Below are 16,569 nucleotides of genomic sequence, written 5' to 3'. Positions count from 1 at the left end.
GGAGCAAAAGCCCTCACCCGGATTGCACTGGACGATGCTTCGCATCGCCAGGCGCAATCCGACCTCTCCCCGGCGGGGAGAGGTGAAGCAAGACGGCGCCGAGCCAATTCAACCAAAAACTCATCCCAGTTTAGCTGCCTGTACTCCGGCCATACGATCGCAAACAAAAAGGCCGGCTGTTCAGCCGGCCTTTTCAATTCATATTCGCTCGCGCCTCAGGCCTTGACCATCGGCCCCTTCGAGACCGGCCCCTTGGTGCCGCCTCCGCCGCCATTGTTCGGGCCACCCTTCGGCGGCTTGCGCTTGCGCGGCGGCAGGTTCTCGGGCTTCGGCGTGACCGGGCCCTCGACATATTCGAAGCCGATCTTGTCCTTGGCGGTCGCCTCGTCCTTGACCAGGATGACGCGGACGTGGCCGCCGCCCTTGAGCTGGCCGAACAGCACCTCATCCGCGAGCGGCTTCTTGATGTGCTCCTGGATGATGCGGGCCATCGGACGCGCGCCCATCTGCTCGTCATAGCCGTTCTCGATCAGCCAGGCCTTGGCGGGCTCGGACAGCTCGATCGTGACGTCGCGGTCGGCGAGTTGCGCCTCGAGCTGCAGCACGAACTTCTCGACCACCATGCCGATGACGTCGGCATTGAGGTGCGCGAAGGAGACGATCGCATCCAGCCGGTTGCGGAACTCCGGCGCGAACTGCCGGCTGATCGCCTCGTGGTCGTCGCCTTCCCGCTTCGAGCGGGTGAAGCCGAAGGCCTGCCGCGCGAGGTCGGCCGCGCCCGCATTCGTGGTCATGATCAGGATCACGTTGCGGAAGTTGACCTGCTTGCCGTTGTGGTCGGTGAGCCGGCCATGATCCATGATCTGCAGCAGCACGTTGTACAGGTCCGGATGCGCCTTCTCGATCTCGTCGAGCAGCACCACGCAATGCGGATGCTGGTCCACGCCATCGGTGAGCAGGCCGCCCTGGTCGAAGCCGACATAGCCGGGAGGCGCGCCGATCAGGCGCGACACGGTGTGCCGCTCCATGTATTCGGACATGTCGAAGCGCAGCAGCTCGACGCCGAGCGTCGCCGCCAATTGCTTCGCCACCTCGGTCTTGCCGACGCCGGTGGGACCCGAGAACAGGTAGCAGCCGATCGGCTTCTCCGGTTCGCGCAGGCCGGCACGCGCCAGCTTGATCGACGCCGACAGCGACTCGATCGCCTTGTCCTGGCCGAACACGGTGCGCTTCAGGGTCTGCTCGAGATGCTTCAGCACCTCGGCATCGTCCTTCGACACGCTCTTGGGCGGGATCCGCGCCATGGTCGCGATCGTGGTTTCGATCTCCTTGATGCCGATCGTCTTCTTGCGCTTGCTCTCGGCGACCAGCATCTGCGCCGCACCGGACTCGTCGATCACGTCGATCGCCTTGTCGGGCAGCTTGCGGTCGTGGATGTAGCGCGACGACAGCTGCACCGCCGCCTCGATCGCCTCATTGGTGTATTTCAGCCGATGGTAATCCTCGAAATAGGGCTTGAGGCCCTTGAGGATCGCGATGGCGTCTTCCACCGTCGGCTCGTTGACGTCGATCTTCTGGAAGCGCCGCACCAGCGCACGGTCCTTCTCGAAGTGCTGACGGTATTCCTTGTAGGTGGTCGAGCCCATGCAGCGGATCGTGCCCGAAGCCAGCGCGGGCTTCAGCAGATTGGATGCATCCATCGCGCCGCCGGAGGTCGCGCCGGCGCCGATCACGGTGTGGATCTCGTCGATGAACAGGATGGCGTTCGGATGCGCCTCCAGCTCCTTCAGGACCTGCTTCAACCGCTCCTCGAAATCGCCGCGGTAGCGGGTGCCCGCGAGCAGCGTGCCCATGTCGAGCGAGAACACGGTCGCGGCCGCCAGCACCTCCGGCACGTCGCTGTCGACGATGCGCTTGGCGAGGCCTTCGGCGATCGCGGTCTTGCCGACGCCGGCTTCGCCGACGAACAGCGGGTTGTTCTTCTGGCGGCGGCACAGCACCTGGATCGCACGGTTGATCTCGGCATTGCGGCCGATCACCGGGTCGATCTTGCCGTCGCGCGCCTTCTTATTGAGGTTGACGCAATAGGTCTCGAGTGCCTCGCCCTTCTTCTTGGAGTCCTCGTTGCCCTTGGTCTCGGTCTCCTCGTCGACGCCGCGCACCGGCCGCGCCTCGGAGACGCCGGGCCGCTTGGCGATGCCGTGGCTGATGTAGTTGACGGCGTCGTAGCGCGTCATGTCCTGCTCCTGCAGGAAATACGCCGCGTGGCTCTCGCGCTCGGCGAAGATCGCGATCAGCACATTGGCGCCGGTCACCTCCTCGCGACCGGACGACTGGACGTGAATCACCGCGCGCTGGATCACGCGCTGGAACCCGGCGGTCGGCTTCGCGTCATCCGCGCCGTCCGTCACCAGGTTTTCGAATTCGGTCTCGAGATAATTGACGAGGCTCGTCCTCAGCTTGTCGAGATCGACGCTGCAGGCCCGCATCACCGCCGCCGCGTCCGAGTCGTCGATCAGCGACAGCAGCAGATGTTCGAGCGTTGCGTACTGATGATGACGCTCGTTTGCGATCGCCAATGCACGGTGCAGCGATTGTTCAAGGCTTTGAGAAAAAGTTGGCATTCGCGTCCTCTATGGCCCCCGGCCATCATGATCGCCATTACCGGGTCAGGCAATAACAACCTTCGTGATCGCCATTGATATAGTTACGACGGATCGTGGCGAAAGACCGGTCCCGCGGTGATCGTTTTCTTCTAAATTTCGGGCGCTCGAACGTCGTCCGGCCGCGCCCGTGATCATACGGGAACGCGGTTCACCACCGTCACAAAACGCGATGCAAGACCCGTTCCGCGCCCCGCGGCAGGTCACTCGTTCCCGCCGACTACTTCTTTTCCATCACGCATTGCAGTGGATGCTGATGCTTGCGCGCGAAGTCCATGACTTGTGTCACTTTGGTCTCGGCGATCTCATAGGTAAACACGCCGCACTCACCGATCCCGTGGTGGTGAACGTGCAGCATGATCGTCGTCGCGGCCTCGGCGTCCTTGTTGAAGAATCGTTCCAGCACGTGAACGACGAACTCCATCGGCGTGTAGTCGTCGTTCAGGATCAGGACGCGATACAGGTTCGGGCGCTTGGTCTTCGGCTTGACCTTGGTGATGACCGAGGTCGACGGGCCGCTGCCCGCGCCATTGCGGTTGTCGTCATTGCTCATTTTCGGCACCGGCGCGGCGGGCACCGCCGGCATGGACGAAACCGGCTCGAAGATCGGGACTGTCAACGTGGGTCGCAACATGGTTCAGGCGTTCGAATTCCCCAAGGGAGACCGGCGGGAAACCGGATGGCGATTGGAAGGTGGTCGCGATTGCCGCAAGACTGATCGCGGAACCCCTAGCAATGCTTTCCAGATTGCCGCTCCCGGTCCGATCCGGCGGCCGGATCGGTCTCCGGAATATGGGCCTCGCGACGCCCTGCCGCAAGCGCAGACCCGCCGTAGCCCACCGGTCCGATTCCCGGCGCGGCAACCCTCGGAAGGTTAATCATTTCTACCTGATTTGACAAAGGATCGGGGCGGCCAATTTAGACGGCATTGAGGATAGCGCGTGCTTTTGCCCCGCTTTTGATCGTCCGCCCGGGCTGCCTGCCGGGTTTCCCCAGCCCGATTCACCATCTGTTTAGCCGCGCACGTGGAGATGGCCGCGCAATCCATTTTGACGAGGCGTCATGCTTGGTTCAGCCATTTCCAATCGCGTCCGCGCGGCCGCCCGCCGGTTTTCCAGGTCGAAGAGCGGCAACGTCGGGGTGATGTTCACCTTCGCGATGCTGCCGATCCTCGCCTTCGTGGGGGCCGCAATCGACTATACCCGCGCCAACAGCGCCCGGTCCTCGATGCAGGCGGCGCTCGATTCCACCGCGCTGATGCTGTCCAAGGACCTGACCATGGGCAACATCACGGCCGCGCAAATCCCGAGCAAGGCCCAGTCCTACTTCAATGGCCTTTATACCAACAAGGACGGCCAGGGCATCGCGGTCTCGGCCACCTATACGACCCCGACCTCGAGCGCGGCGGCGACCATCCTGCTGAGCGGGTCCGGCTTCGTCAAATCCGACTTCATGCAGCTTGCCGGTTTTCCGAAGCTGAATTTCAGCAGTTCGACCACCACCACCTGGGGCAACGTCAAGATGCGCGTCGCCCTCGCCCTCGACAACACGGGATCGATGGCCCAGGACGGCAAGATTACCGCGCTGCGAAACGCGGTGGCCGGATCCGGCGGCCTGATCGATCAGCTCAGCGCGCTGAGCAAGAACAACGGCGACGTCTACATCTCCGTCATTCCGTTCGCCAAGGTCGTCAACGTCGGCACCAGCAATTCCGGCCAGAACTGGATCGACTGGACCGACTGGCTCAATCCGCCGACCACCCAGCCCAACAATGGCAGCACGCAGGCGAGCCTGCCGATGAACTGGCATGCAGTGGGACCCGGCGCGCGATGCCCGTGGACCAACAGCAATGGCGGCTTCACCTGCAACACCAGCCCGACCAGCACGTCCAATGCGAACTATATCCCGTCGAGCGGGACCTATTCGGGCTACATCTGCCCGAGCGTCGATTACAACTCCCACACCCGTTACAACGGCTGCTGGGTGAGCACGCCGGCGGGCACCGGCGTGTTCTGCACGGGTTCGTCGTCCTGCGCCTGCCCGAAGAATTCGTCCGGCAGCAATGTCACCGGCTGCAGTTGCACCACCACGGGCGGCGTCACGTCCTGCTCCGGCAACCTCTACACCCACGACTGGACCCAGCCGGGCCCCTTGGATCTCGTTCACAATCTGGGGCAGCCGCGCGTCGGCGCGTGGTGGGCTGGACCAACAACAAATGGACCTCGACCAACCAGACCCCGACGGTGGCGAACAACTGGCTGCTCGCGTCCACCAATCCGATCGGTAACTGGACGGGCTGCATCACCGACCGCAGCCAGCCGAACGATGCGACCGGCGTGCTGCCGAATACATCCGACGTCACCACGCTGTTCCCGGCCAACGAGTATTACGAGAACAGCTCGTATTATTGCAGCAGCAGCGCCTCGCCGCAGCTCGAGCCGATCATTCCGCTCAGCTACGACTGGACCGCGCTGAAGAACGCCGTCAACGCCATGCAGCCGACCGGCGGTACCGACCAGTCGGTCGGCCTCGCCTGGGCGTGGCAGTCGCTGCTGGTGGGCGGCCCGTTGAACACGCCGGCGGAGGATTCCAACACCACCTACAACCGGGTCATCATCTTGCTGTCCGACGGTTTGAACACCGAGGACCGCTGGCCGGACTACGGCGACGGCAGCTCGCAGGCGTCGGGCAATCCGATCGACGCAAGGCAGGCCTTGCAGTGCCAGAATCTCCAGAACGCGAAGGATTCCGGTGGAAACCCGGCGTACACGATCTACACCATCCAGGTGAACACCAGCACGCCGGCCGATCCGACGTCGACCGTCCTGAAGAACTGCGCCAGCAGCCCCGACAAGTTCTTCATGCTGACCAGCTCGACCCAGATCCTGACGACCTTCAACACGATCGGCACGGCCCTCAGCAAGCTGCGGCTGTCGAAATAACCGCCCGCCTCCCACCCAACAAAAAAGCCCGGCCGAAACGGCCGGGCTTTTCGTTTGTCTTGGTCAAAGCATGATCCGGAAAAGTGCGAAGCGGTTTTCCGAAAAGATCATGCTCAAACAAGGAGCTAAGCGCGATAACGATTCAACCGAATCTTATCGGGCTTTAGCGGCGCTTACTGAGCGGGCGCGAACTTGGAGACCAGGCCCTCATAGGGCTTGAAGGTCTGCTTGGCGCAGTCGCTGTAGAGGCCGGCGATCTTCTGCGATTCCGCGACGAAGGTCTCGTAGGAGGAGCGCAGGTATTCGGTCTGCGCCTCGAGCGCCTTGTCCAGCGACTTCACGCCCGACAGCTTCTCGACGAACGACTTGGTGTCCTCAAACGACTTCTTGGCGTAGTCGCCATAAGCGGTGGCGATCGCCTGGACGCCGCTCTGCAGGTTGTTCGCAGACGCAGTGACCGACTCGAAATGCTCTTTGCCGTAGTTCTGAATGTCTTCGATCTTGACCATGGATTGGAATTCCTTTTCCCAGACTTGAAGGCGCAAATTCCCATTGCCGGGAAGCATCCCGGCCCCCTGACAACGATTGAAATATCGCATCGCACAATAAAGTCAACAAATATTGTGCGTCGCACAACGATATTTGCCCGATTCCTGAGCATTTGCGATAAACCCCGGGGGACTACGCAACGGTTGCTTAATCTTTTGGAAACTCGGGCCGCCTAACCTGATTCCCGGACTTTGTTCGCCTTCCGACAGACGGCCTTGAAAGCTGTTTGTGAACAACACCTTAGCTAGAAGAGCGACCTGAGCCGCCACGAGGGCCGATGGTTCTGCCCGAAATGGTCTGTTGCGCAGGCAAGGATCGACGGCCGCCGGGCACAATTTCGCCTCACGAGCCAGTGATCTAGATAGAAATTGGGACGGGGAAGTAGATGCTTCGAACAACCTTTGCCTCCTCGCGGGCGCTGCGAGTTGGCGTTCTCGGGCTCGTGACCGTCACGACGGCGATCCTGATCACCAGCGATAGCGCGGAAGCGCGCCGCCACCGGCGCCACACCGCCCGCCACCACCACAGCGAGGAAGCGCGCGAAAGCTACAGCCCGCAATTCGCGTCGATCATCGTCGACGGCAACACCGGCTCGGTGCTGACGGCAAACAGCCCGGACGGCCTGCGGCACCCCGCCTCGCTCACCAAGATCATGACGCTCTATCTGCTGTTCGAGCGCCTCGATTCCGGAAAGATGAAGCTCGACACCGAGATGCCGGTTTCCGAGCATGCTTCCGAGCAGGACCCGACCAAGCTCGGCCTGCGGCCCGGACAGACCATCAAGGTCGAAGACGCCATCAAGGGCCTCGTCACCCGCTCCGCCAATGACGCGGCAGTCGTGATCGCCGAGGCGATCGGCGGCAGCGAAGACGAGTTCGCCCGCATGATGACCCGCAAGGCCCGCGCGCTCGGCATGAGCCGGACCACCTATCGCAACGCCTCGGGCCTGCCCAACGACGAGCAGATCACTACGGCGCGCGATCAGTCGACGCTCGGCCGCGCCATCCAGGATCGCTTCCCGCGCTATTACCGCTACTTCTCGACGACGGCGTTCAATTTCCGCGGCCACACCATCACCGGCCACAATCGTCTGCTCGGCAGCGTCGAGGGCGTCGACGGCATCAAGACCGGCTACACCCGCGCCTCCGGCTTCAACCTCGTGACCTCGATCCACCGCGGCAATCGCTTCCTGGTCGGCGTCGTGCTCGGCGGCCGCAGCGGCGGCTCGCGCGATGCCATCATGCGCAACCTGCTGGCCGAGAACATCGGCAAGGGCGCCACCAACCGCACCGTCGCCGCGATCACCGAGCGCAACCCGGCCGACGCCAATGTCCAGGTCGCCGATGCCGACGATGCGCGCGAAGCGGATAACGCGCCGGTTGCCGCGTCGGAGCCCGCCCCCGCTCCGTTGCCGGCGCCGCGCCCGGCCAGCAAGCCTTCGCTGATGGCCGCCGCCGCAGCCGCGCTGCCGCCGCCCCCGGCAAAGCCGGAGCCGCAGGCCAAGCCCGAACCGGCGCCGCTGACCTCGGGCGTGATCCAGACCCAGCAACTCGCCGCGATCCCGGGCTCGGCTGAGCCAATGAAGCCCGTCAGGGTGAAGACCGTCCAGGTCAAGGCCGGCCAGATCAAGCTCGCCGCCGCCGGCCCGGCACAGTCCGCGCCACCGATCACCAACACGATCCCGTCGCGCGGCGAGATCCCCGAGACTTCCAACGCGATGATGGCGCGGGCCGCCGAGACCTCGAAGCCCGAGATGCCGCCGCAGCCGGCCAATTTCGGCACCGGCAACGGCATCCTCGGCGTGCTGCCGGCTTCGTCCGTGCATGCACCCGCCGCCCCGGCCCCGCAGGCCGTGGCTTCGATCGAACCGACCCGCAGCCTCCAGGCCGCCCCGCAGACCAGCACCGTCAAGCCGGGCGCCGCGCATTCCGGCTGGATCATCCAGGTCGGCGCGCTGGAATCCGAGGGCGAGGCCAACAAGCGTATCGACCTCGCGCGCAGCTCGGCCCGCGGCCTGCTCAGCAAGGCGGATCCGTTCACCGAAGTGGTCGCCAAGGACAATCGCAAGCTCTACCGCGCCCGCTTTGCCGGTCTCGAGCGCGACCAGGCCGAAGCGGCGTGCAAGACGCTGAAGCGTGCGGAGATCTCCTGCATCACCGTTCGCAACTGATCGACACGATCGACCGATCTCAAAGGGCCGGCGCCGCAAGCGCCGGCCCTTTTGCTTTGCGTGCAGCGCGCGAAATCGACTGGCCCATCCGCACGCGGCGCCACCATGAAAACTTCTCGTCAAGGTTTTACGGTTAAGTTTTCCCAAAAGAACGATCGGCGACGCCGGACAGCGGCGGGCCAGACGGGGCATCAATCAGAAGCGGAAGGCAGCTCTCGGCTGTGGCGTCAGTGGCGTAGCCGGAGTTAGAGATGCGTGCGAAGCAGAGTATCCTTGGCCTCGTTCACACGGGCAGCGAGATACGTCGAGCCCCCCTGGTCGGGATGCAGTTTCTTCATCAGGGTGCGGTGCGCCCGGCTGATGTCGTCACGCGACGCCCCCGGCTGCAGGCCAAGGATCTGATAGGCCTCCTCGTTCGTCATTTTGCCGCTCGTCGCCGCACGGCCCTGCCCCCCTGCCCGGTCGCCCTGTGCGTCCTGACGCCAGGCGGGAAAGCGGCGGTCCAGATAGCTTTCAAGTAGCGCGACGCTTTCGGCATCGAAGCTCGGCACCATCGCCAGCAGCTGCGACAGGTCGAACTCGTCGAGCATGCGGCCGGCTTGCGGTCCCGCCACGATCTGCCCGGTGAGCACGCCGCTGCCGTGATCGAGGCTCATGTCGAGATAATGCGAGCGCACCCGCGAGCTTTGTCCGGGGCTGCGCGAACCGCCGAACATGCCGCCGAAATTGGGAAGCCCGGTGTTCCCGAACGGCGACCAGCCGAGCAGTCCGGCGCCGAAGATGCCGAGCGGGATGGCCACCGCCAGTTCGCCCCGCACGCCGGTAAAGGCCGCGACCGCCAGCGCGAGCACCCCGCCGCCGATCTTGATCGCACGCGCAAGCACGGCGGGATTGGCCGCACGAAACATCTGCAGCGCTGAATAAAGGACGACAACGGCGACGACGCCGGCGATCAGGGTTGGCATGCGCGGAATATAGCGTCTCAGCGGCAAAAAGCATGCGGAGCTTCGTCTCACCGGAGCGTGAAGCGCACCCGCGTGGCGTCGGTCCTCGCGATTGAGTAGCCTGCGCCAACCGCACGAGAGGAAACTTAATGGCGATTGACGGACTGATCAGCCTACGCAGCAATGTCGGACCGAAGCAGACTGCCGACCGGCTCAAGGCCGAACTTCAGGCCAGTGGGCTGACCTTGTTCGCGCAGATCGATCACGCCGCGGGCGCTGCGAGCGCCGGCCTCGCGCTCCGTCCGACCGAACTCTTCGTCTTTGGCAATGCGAAGGGCGGCACGCCCTTGATGCAGGCTGCGCAGACCATCGGGATCGATCTGCCGCTCAAGGCGCTGGTCTGGGAAGACGAAGCCGGTGTGTGCTGGTTCTCCTACAACGATCCGGCCTGGCTCGCCGAACGGCACGGCGTCGCGGAAGCGGCCAAACAAGTCACGGCCAACATGTCGACGCTGCTCGGCGCAATCGCAAAAGCCGTGACCGCGGGCGGAGCCTGACCCGGCAGGCGGCCTATTTCATCTGGCCGATCAGCTTGGCGGCGCCGCTCGTGGTCTTCGCCAATTGCAGCAGCGCCTCACGGCCGCCGGCAGCATAGGCCGCGGCGGCACGCAGCAATTCGCGGAGCTGCGCGGCCGCGCCGGGATCGAACCTGCACCAGGCACCGCCGGTCAGCCGCGCGATCTCGCGAAACGTCTGCTCGGCGGTGGCGTCCGCGCCCTCCTGGAACATGAACACCGGCACCTTCAGCAGGCCGAGCTCGCCGGCGCTCGCGCACAGCGCGTCGGCATTCTCCTCCATCGCATCGCCGACGAACACTAGCGCGCGCACGCCTGCCGCAACCGCTTCGCGGCGCGTCTCCGACAGCACCTTGCCGATCTGGGTGTTGCCGCCCTGGCAGTCGATCTTGCTCATCAGCCGCGCAAGCTGCGCGCTGTCGGAGATCCAGCCCGAGGCACGGCACTCGTTGAAGCCGCGATAATAGACGAGACGGATGTCGAGGCTGCCGAGCGCGCCGGCCTCGCGGAACATGTCCGCTTGCAGCGTGCACGCCAAGTCCCATGTCGGCTGCCGGCTCATTGTGGCGTCGAGCGCGAACACCAGCCTGCCGCGCGCGCCGGCGCGATTCGGCGACATCGCCCGTGCCTTGGCCACGAACGCGGCGATGTCGTTCGAGCTCGACGTCGGCACGTCTGGCGCATTGGCCGGGCGCACCTCGCTTCCGGATGTCGGTTTGATCGTCTTGCCAGCCATCAACGCTTGCCTCGTACAGCAAGCACTATGTGGGCCGCGGCATCGGATTGGTCAACGTGAGCGGCGCGCCTTGATCGCGGGCGGCGCCGTCAGTTCGTGACCGACGGATCCTTCTTGGTCTCGGTCTTGGTCAGCGAGAGCGACTTCTTGAGCTTTTCGCCGAAGGTCTGGGGCGGCTTCTCGACCGGCACGTAGAGCGAGACCGGGCCGGGCTCCAGGATCTTCGGCGGCGAATTGCGCGTGTCGACCGGCGCAACAGCGCTATCGGTGTCGGCCAGGAATTTATCGAGCATCGCCTGGATCGAGTCCTTGGCCCTCTCGGGTCCGGTGTCGCGCATGTCGTTGTGCTGGAAGTTGGTGTTCACGACAGTGATGCCGGCCTTCTCGCACTCCTCCTCGTCCGGCACCACGCCGGGATCGGGCTTGAATTGTTGATCATGCGAACGGAACGACAGAATCTTGAACTTGCCGTCGGTCATGAACGGCACGCGCAGATTGTCCAGCGTGACGACCTTCTTGATCTCCTCCGGATACTGCTTGGCGAAATACATCGCGATGTCGCCGCCATTGGAATGGCCGACCATCGTCAGCTTGCCGTAGTCCGCGTTCGGCTGACGCTTCTTCATTTCCTCGATGGCGAATTTGATGTTGGTGATGCCGCGCTGGTACTGCGGCAGACGGCCGACATAGAGCTCGCCGACCTTGGTCACCATCGGTCCATCCGACGGCAGGTCGTTCTGAATGCTGATCGTCAGATAGCCGCGCGCCGCGAACACGTTCGCGAGGAAGGAATATTCGGTGAATTTGACGGTATTGCCATGATTGAGGATCGCAACCGGAAGCTTGATCATGCCAGCGTCGGCCTGCATCTCCTTGTCGAAGCGCACCGCGACATCGACCGCGACCGGCCGCTCATCGCGCGTCGGATCCTTGAACATGAGGGTTTCGTGACGGATCGCCCACTTGCTCGCGGTGAAATACGCACCCGTGATCACCACGGAGAGCGAAAGCAGAACGAGAATTCCACGCTTCATGACGTCCTCGAGGTGCCCGCCTTGAAAGGGCGATTTTGGCCGGAGGCTCTTCGGCCTCCCTTTGAGAATATATGTCACAGCGCCGTGACAGGAAGTCCAAATATTGTAGCTTCCGTGGCATAACGTTGTGCGTTGCACCTATAGTTTGTGCAGGTGCACACTACCAACGCGACGGCTCGCACTCTCCTCTTACCCTTATGACGTGAGTTTCCAAGGTTGCGTTCGAGCCTCGGATTGACGTTGAGGGGAAACCGGATTCCGGCACCTTTGTTCCAGCTTTTTGGCCGCTCTGTGACAAAAATCACCGGAAAACCACGGATTTCAACCGATTTCCGTGTAAATGATCAGTTTTAGGCCCGGATCGTCATTGGCCTGGAAGGTGGCGTATTCAAAGGTCAGCCGGCCGCGTTTGGGGTGATTGAGCGCCTTTGTTCCGGCGACGCTGACGCTGACGTCGTGGGTCCCCCACCAGCCGTCGAACTCCGGACAGCCTGCGCGAAGCCGCGCCTGCAGATCGACCAAGGCCGGGTCGCCGGCCCAGAGGTCGTGCGTCCGGCGGAACTGCGTCACGATGCGCCGCGCCTCCTCGGTCCAGCTTGCGCCGAACAGGTGCCGGCTCTTTGGGTTGGTCAGCACGAAGAGCAGCGTATTGCGCTCGTCCTCAGGCATGCGGCCGAACGCAAAGACCTCCTCCGCGGCAGCGTTCCAGGCCAGCACGTCCCATCGCCGCCCCGTGACATAGGCCGGCTGGTTGAGGCTTTCGACGACGCGCCGGATCGCAGGTGGCACGGTCTCGGCCGCAAATGGTCGGCGGTCGCCATCCTTTGCAAGCGCCCGCAGATGCGCGTGCTCGGCCTTGCTGAGGCGCAGCGCCCGCGCCAGCGCGTCGATCGTGGTGGCGGACGGGCTGACGGAGCGGCCCTGCTCGAGGCGGATGTACCAGTCGACCCCAATGCCGGCGAGCTCGGCCACCTCCTCGCGGCGCAGACCGGGCGTTCGGCGCCGCCGCCCGGCCTGAGCGCCGGTGAGCTTGGGCGTCAGCTTCTGCCGCCGCGATCGCAGGAAATCGCCAAGTTCGCTTTGCCGCGCAGTGGCCATCACCGGCCTCCTGAGTAGGTCTGACAATCCTAGGATAATACCAGGTCTTCCTGGCCGCAACGGAGCGCGGGATGATGCCGATCTCAGCAAGGGATGAGATCAGATGAAAGCAGCAGTCCTAAAGTCGTTCGGCTCTCCGCTCGTGATCGAAGAGGTCCCCTCACCGGTGATAGGAACGGGCGAGGTCCTCGTCGACGTCGCCGCGACGCGCGTGCTGTCCTACACCAACGAGGTGTTCAGCGGCGAGCGCCGCTACCTGCTTGAGTTGCCGGCCGTTCCGGGTCTCGGCGCCATCGGACGGGTTCGCGCGGTCGGGCCCGACGCAACCCACCTCGCCGCCGGCGATTGGGTGTACTGCGATCCCACCTTCCGCTCGCGCGACGACAGCATCTCGCCGGACATTACGTTGCAGGGCTGGAGCGCGCGCGGCGAAGGCGGGCTGCGCCTGCAGCGACACTTCCGTCACGGCACGTTTGCGGAGCAGACGCTGGTGCCGACCGAGAACGTCAAGCGGATCGGCGCGATCGATCCGGCCGATGCGCCGTCATGGTGCGCGCTCGGTACTTGCCTCGTGCCCTATGGTGGATTCCTGGCAGCACGCTTGCAGCCGGGCGAGACGGTGCTGGTGAGCGGCGCCACCGGCAATTTCGGCAGCGCCGCGGTTGCCGTCGCACTCGCGATGGGCGCCGCCTGCGTGGTCGCGCCCGGCCGCAACGAGAAAGTGCTGTCCGATCTGGTCCGCCGCTTTGGCCCGCGCGTGCGCACCGTGATGCTCGGCGGCAACGAGGACGACGATCGCGAGCGCATGCGGCGCGCCGCCCCCGGTCCGATCGACCTCGTGCTCGACCTGATGCCGCCGTCGGTGACGACGCCGACCGTCCGCGCCGCGATCAAGACGGTGCGTTCCTACGGCCGGGTCGTGCTGATGGGCGGCGTCGGGATGCTGGGCGGACCGGGGCTCGACCTGCCCTACCCCTGGATCATGCGCGAATGCATCACCATTCACGGCGTCTGGATGTATCCGCCGGAGGCCACCTTCGGCGTCGTCAACCTCGCCCGCGCCGGACTGTTGCGGCTCGATCAGTTCGAGGTCACGACCTTCGATCTCGACCACGCCAACGACGCGGTCGCGCATGCCGCCGCCAATAGCGGGCCGTTCAGGATGACGGTGCTGAAGCCGAACTAGGCCGGTGGCGAAATCCCTTGCAGGACGTCCTTGAAGACGCCGTACTGCGCTTGAAACGCCCGCGGGCTGTAGTCCTGGTAATATCCCCCGGTGACCACGACGACGAGATCGAGCTCCGGGACGATGCGGATCGATTGCCCGCCGCGCCCCAACGCGCCGATCCACTGGATCGCCCGCCCATTGAACTGGGCGCGACCGAGCCACCACAGGTATCCATATGACTGACGGTCCGATGCCTTGAGTTTCGATTGCGTCGAGGTCTCGATCCATGCCTTTGGGACGATCTGGCGACCGTTCCAGCGGCCGCCTGCGAGCACCAGCTGGCCGATCTTCGCCATGTCCCGCGGGCGCAGGCGCAAGCCGCCACCGGCATCGCTGTCCCCTTTGACCCGGCTCCATTCGAAGGCGGTGATGCCGAGAGGCTCGAACAATTCGGTGCGCGCAAACTCGTCGAGCGGATGGCCAGTCGCCTTGCGGATGATGGCCGACACCAGCGTCAGCGCGCCGGTGTTGTAGAGGAACTGCTGTCCCGGCTCGCCCGTTGCCGAAAGCCCGAGGACGTAACGGCACGGATCCGACGCCTGATGCATCCGCACCTCGTCATTGTCGTCTCCCGTCGCCGGCGTCGCCTCCACCCACGCCAATCCCATCGACATGGTGAGGGCGTGCACGAGCTGGATGCGGTCCTTGTCGGGGGACCGCAGGTCTGACAATTCCGGGAAGAAGCTGAAGATCGGCTCGTTGATGCTGCGGATCAGCCCGCGATCGATCGCGATCCCGACGGCGAGCGAGGCGACGCTCTTCGAGACCGACTTCAAATTGTGCAGCGTATCGGCATTGAAGGTGACGTCTTCGACCCGGCTGCCGTAGAAGCGGCCGGGGACCTCGTCGTGGCCCCTGAAGTAGCGCTCGAACTCCAGCCTGCCGCCACGGACCACCAGCACGGAATGGATGTTGCCGTCGCTCGTGGCCGCGATCCGATCGGCCATGGCGCAGAGCGCCTGGCGGTCGATGAGCTTGTCCTCAGTCACGGTGGCGACCGGCCAGCCGTCGTCTCGCCCGACCGGAACGTTGCAGCCGTCGGCGGGATCCGCATAGACCGGCAAGCTGGAGAGCGGTGCCAACGCAGCTCCGCCGAGAAGTGACATGAATTGGCGCCGTTCCATTCGATCCTCGCTTCGCAGCTTGCGACCGCCCAAACCGATCTTTCGGAAAATCTGCCCGAGAATTTCAGTCCGCGCTCGCCGGCTTCAGAATTCGGCTGGCCGATTCCTCAAGCCAGGCCGTCTCTGGATGTTCAGCGGCAACGATCACAATGACCGCCGTGGTGATCGCCAGCAAACCGATTTCGTTGCGGATTGCGTAGGGGTGGACTGCGGCCCGCCAGCATGACGGAAGCATGCAAATGCCCCATGCCCCCTCGGACGAGCGCACGCGCGCAATTTCGGAATATTGGAAAAATACCGGTGAGTTGCCCGACGTGTCAAGTAGCCTGGTCGAGCGCTGGCCACCACCGGCTGCTTTGCATGGGGTTGTTTTCGATATTTTGGCCACGCGCCTCCCGCACGAGCGACCTGGAAGCGGCCCCTATGAATTCACGATAGCTAGCTGCCGATGATGTCGTCGACTTCGAGCGGCTTGTCGACCTGGCTGAACCATTCGGCCCGGTTGGCGGCGCGGCGGCGGCCGCGTTCGTCGAGCGGTAGCTTGAGCTGGCGGAGCAGGCTCATCACCTCCTCGCGGGCGGTGACGTGGCCGAGGTTCGGGCGGGTGCCGAGCGTCGCCTCGTCGATCTCGTCGAGCGCCGTCAGCCCGCGCGGGAAGAATTCGCGATAGACCACCCGCTCGGCAAAGCCGTCGACCGCCCGGAACCCGAGCCGGAGCGACAGCTGCTTCAAGCCGTCGGCGACCAGCTGCTTGTTGCGCGAGCCGAGCATCGACAGCCGGTTGCGGACCACGATCCAGTCGGTCGAGGCACCGTCGAGCTGGCGGCGCTTGCGCCTGGTGTCGCGCACCATTTCTGCATAGTGGCTCTCGCCGATCACCGCGTAGGTCGCGGGATCGACGGTGCCCAGCACGTCGAAATCGAGGAAGCTGTCATTGATCGGCGTCACCAGCGTGTCGGCCATCGAATGCGCCAGCCGCATCAGGTAGCTGTCCGAGCCGGGGGTATCGATGACGATGAAATCATAGGCACGTTCCACCGCGCTCACGGCGGTCATGAACTGCTGGAACTCGGCGTTCTCGTTTTCCTCGATCTGCATCGTCTCGCCATACTTGATGCAATGGTGCGCGGGGAGTTCGAGATCGAGCCCGGAGCGCCGCGCCCAGGCCTGGCGATTGCTGATGTAGCGGGTGAAGCTTTGCTGGCGGCAGTCGAGATCGATGGTGGCGACGCGCTGACCGGCCTTCAGGAGCGCAACGGCGATATGCAGGGCGGTGGTCGACTTGCCCGAACCACCCTTCTCGTTGCCGAGCACCACGACATGTGCGGAGCCGGATTGACCCTGACTAGCCTGCACCAACATGATTCAATCCCCGCGATGATCTTCAAATCGAGCACGGCCGCGGTCAAGTGAAATGCATCACTGCGAACGGAAATCAATTGCGGCCGACCTTAATGATGAATCGAACGAGCAGGCCGGCTGCGTCGATCGGCGGCACGAGGCCCG

General features: G+C 64.2%; 14 protein-coding genes. 4 read left to right on the top strand and 10 right to left on the bottom strand.

Annotation, left to right across the window (positions count from 1 at the left end):
• Window positions 1-215: 215 nt before the first annotated feature.
• Window positions 216-2,624 (bottom strand): ATP-dependent Clp protease ATP-binding subunit ClpA, encoded by a 2,409-nt coding sequence (clpA, locus tag AKN84_RS16365; RefSeq protein ID WP_050421707.1) that lies wholly within the window; start codon window positions 2,622-2,624, stop codon window positions 216-218.
• A gap of 259 nt (window positions 2,625-2,883) precedes the next feature.
• Window positions 2,884-3,216, bottom strand: coding sequence for an ATP-dependent Clp protease adapter ClpS (clpS, locus tag AKN84_RS16360; RefSeq protein ID WP_050421723.1), 333 nt, complete (start codon window positions 3,214-3,216; stop codon window positions 2,884-2,886).
• 509 nt (window positions 3,217-3,725) lie between these two features.
• Here clpS and AKN84_RS45560 point away from each other — a divergent pair.
• The gene (locus AKN84_RS45560) at window positions 3,726-5,138 is read left to right on the top strand and encodes a TadE/TadG family type IV pilus assembly protein (protein WP_128970881.1); all 1,413 of its coding nucleotides are present in this window, start codon (window positions 3,726-3,728) and stop codon (window positions 5,136-5,138) included.
• Between the two features lie 640 nt (window positions 5,139-5,778).
• Here the strand turns inward: AKN84_RS45560 and AKN84_RS16340 are convergent.
• Window positions 5,779-6,114: a phasin family protein gene (locus tag AKN84_RS16340; protein ID WP_021078275.1), complete on the bottom strand. Its 336-nt coding sequence runs from the start codon at window positions 6,112-6,114 to the stop codon at window positions 5,779-5,781.
• Between the two features lie 425 nt (window positions 6,115-6,539).
• Between AKN84_RS16340 and AKN84_RS16335 the strand changes: the two genes are divergently transcribed.
• Window positions 6,540-8,324, top strand: coding sequence for a D-alanyl-D-alanine carboxypeptidase (locus AKN84_RS16335; protein ID WP_050421704.1), 1,785 nt, complete (start codon window positions 6,540-6,542; stop codon window positions 8,322-8,324).
• Between the two features lie 245 nt (window positions 8,325-8,569).
• On the opposite strand, the gene AKN84_RS16330 is transcribed toward AKN84_RS16335, so the two are convergent.
• Complete coding sequence (locus tag AKN84_RS16330) at window positions 8,570-9,289, bottom strand: DnaJ domain-containing protein (protein WP_050421703.1); 720 nt, start codon at window positions 9,287-9,289, stop codon at window positions 8,570-8,572.
• Between the two features lie 128 nt (window positions 9,290-9,417).
• Here AKN84_RS16330 and AKN84_RS16325 point away from each other — a divergent pair, with 128 nt between their 5' ends.
• Window positions 9,418-9,825 (top strand): DUF302 domain-containing protein, encoded by a 408-nt coding sequence (locus AKN84_RS16325; protein ID WP_050421702.1) that lies wholly within the window; start codon window positions 9,418-9,420, stop codon window positions 9,823-9,825.
• Window positions 9,826-9,838: 13 nt separating this feature from the next.
• On the opposite strand, the gene AKN84_RS16320 is transcribed toward AKN84_RS16325, so the two are convergent.
• From AKN84_RS16320 to AKN84_RS16310, 3 genes are all read right to left on the bottom strand, one after another.
• Window positions 9,839-10,579, bottom strand: coding sequence for a hypothetical protein (locus AKN84_RS16320; RefSeq protein ID WP_050421701.1), 741 nt, complete (start codon window positions 10,577-10,579; stop codon window positions 9,839-9,841).
• Between the two features lie 89 nt (window positions 10,580-10,668).
• Window positions 10,669-11,613 carry an alpha/beta fold hydrolase gene (locus tag AKN84_RS16315; protein WP_050421700.1) on the bottom strand — a complete coding sequence of 315 codons (945 nt, stop codon included), beginning with the start codon at window positions 11,611-11,613 and terminating at the stop codon, window positions 10,669-10,671.
• Between the two features lie 321 nt (window positions 11,614-11,934).
• A complete protein-coding gene (locus tag AKN84_RS16310; RefSeq protein ID WP_050421699.1) occupies window positions 11,935-12,711 on the bottom strand; it encodes a helix-turn-helix transcriptional regulator in 777 nt (258 codons plus the stop codon).
• Window positions 12,712-12,814: 103 nt separating this feature from the next.
• Between AKN84_RS16310 and AKN84_RS16305 the strand changes: the two genes are divergently transcribed.
• Complete coding sequence (locus AKN84_RS16305; protein ID WP_050421698.1) at window positions 12,815-13,897, top strand: alcohol dehydrogenase catalytic domain-containing protein; 1,083 nt, start codon at window positions 12,815-12,817, stop codon at window positions 13,895-13,897.
• On the opposite strand, the gene AKN84_RS16300 is transcribed toward AKN84_RS16305, so the two are convergent.
• From AKN84_RS16300 to AKN84_RS16295, 3 genes are all read right to left on the bottom strand, one after another.
• Window positions 13,894-15,045 (bottom strand): serine hydrolase domain-containing protein, encoded by a 1,152-nt coding sequence (locus AKN84_RS16300; protein ID WP_244485187.1) that lies wholly within the window; start codon window positions 15,043-15,045, stop codon window positions 13,894-13,896. The two genes, AKN84_RS16305 and AKN84_RS16300, sit on opposite strands and share 4 nt — an antisense overlap.
• 82 nt (window positions 15,046-15,127) lie before the next feature.
• The gene (locus AKN84_RS45555) at window positions 15,128-15,451 is read right to left on the bottom strand and encodes a hypothetical protein (RefSeq protein ID WP_128970880.1); all 324 of its coding nucleotides are present in this window, start codon (window positions 15,449-15,451) and stop codon (window positions 15,128-15,130) included.
• A gap of 50 nt (window positions 15,452-15,501) precedes the next feature.
• Window positions 15,502-16,425 (bottom strand): division plane positioning ATPase MipZ, encoded by a 924-nt coding sequence (locus AKN84_RS16295; RefSeq protein WP_050421696.1) that lies wholly within the window; start codon window positions 16,423-16,425, stop codon window positions 15,502-15,504.
• Between the last annotated feature and the right edge of the window lie 144 nt (window positions 16,426-16,569).

Source organism: Bradyrhizobium tropiciagri (assembly GCF_001189845.1).
Lineage (GTDB): Bacteria > Pseudomonadota > Alphaproteobacteria > Rhizobiales > Xanthobacteraceae > Bradyrhizobium > Bradyrhizobium tropiciagri.
This window is presented reverse-complemented; position numbering and strand designations above follow the sequence as displayed.

Excerpts from the sequence above, each read along its gene's own strand:
- clpA (WP_050421707.1), bottom strand. The coding sequence starts at position 2,624 with ATGCCAACTTTTTCTCAAAGCCTTGAACAATCGCTGCACCGTGCATTG.
- clpS (WP_050421723.1), bottom strand. The coding sequence starts at position 3,216 with ATGAGCAATGACGACAACCGCAATGGCGCGGGCAGCGGCCCGTCGACC.
- AKN84_RS45560 (WP_128970881.1), top strand. The coding sequence starts at position 3,726 with ATGCTTGGTTCAGCCATTTCCAATCGCGTCCGCGCGGCCGCCCGCCGG.
- AKN84_RS16340 (WP_021078275.1), bottom strand. The coding sequence starts at position 6,114 with ATGGTCAAGATCGAAGACATTCAGAACTACGGCAAAGAGCATTTCGAG.
- AKN84_RS16335 (WP_050421704.1), top strand. The coding sequence starts at position 6,540 with ATGCTTCGAACAACCTTTGCCTCCTCGCGGGCGCTGCGAGTTGGCGTT.
- AKN84_RS16330 (WP_050421703.1), bottom strand. The coding sequence starts at position 9,289 with ATGCCAACCCTGATCGCCGGCGTCGTCGCCGTTGTCGTCCTTTATTCA.
- AKN84_RS16325 (WP_050421702.1), top strand. The coding sequence starts at position 9,418 with ATGGCGATTGACGGACTGATCAGCCTACGCAGCAATGTCGGACCGAAG.
- AKN84_RS16320 (WP_050421701.1), bottom strand. The coding sequence starts at position 10,579 with ATGGCTGGCAAGACGATCAAACCGACATCCGGAAGCGAGGTGCGCCCG.
- AKN84_RS16315 (WP_050421700.1), bottom strand. The coding sequence starts at position 11,613 with ATGAAGCGTGGAATTCTCGTTCTGCTTTCGCTCTCCGTGGTGATCACG.
- AKN84_RS16310 (WP_050421699.1), bottom strand. The coding sequence starts at position 12,711 with ATGGCCACTGCGCGGCAAAGCGAACTTGGCGATTTCCTGCGATCGCGG.
- AKN84_RS16305 (WP_050421698.1), top strand. The coding sequence starts at position 12,815 with ATGAAAGCAGCAGTCCTAAAGTCGTTCGGCTCTCCGCTCGTGATCGAA.
- AKN84_RS16300 (WP_244485187.1), bottom strand. The coding sequence starts at position 15,045 with ATGTCACTTCTCGGCGGAGCTGCGTTGGCACCGCTCTCCAGCTTGCCG.
- AKN84_RS16295 (WP_050421696.1), bottom strand. The coding sequence starts at position 16,425 with ATGTTGGTGCAGGCTAGTCAGGGTCAATCCGGCTCCGCACATGTCGTG.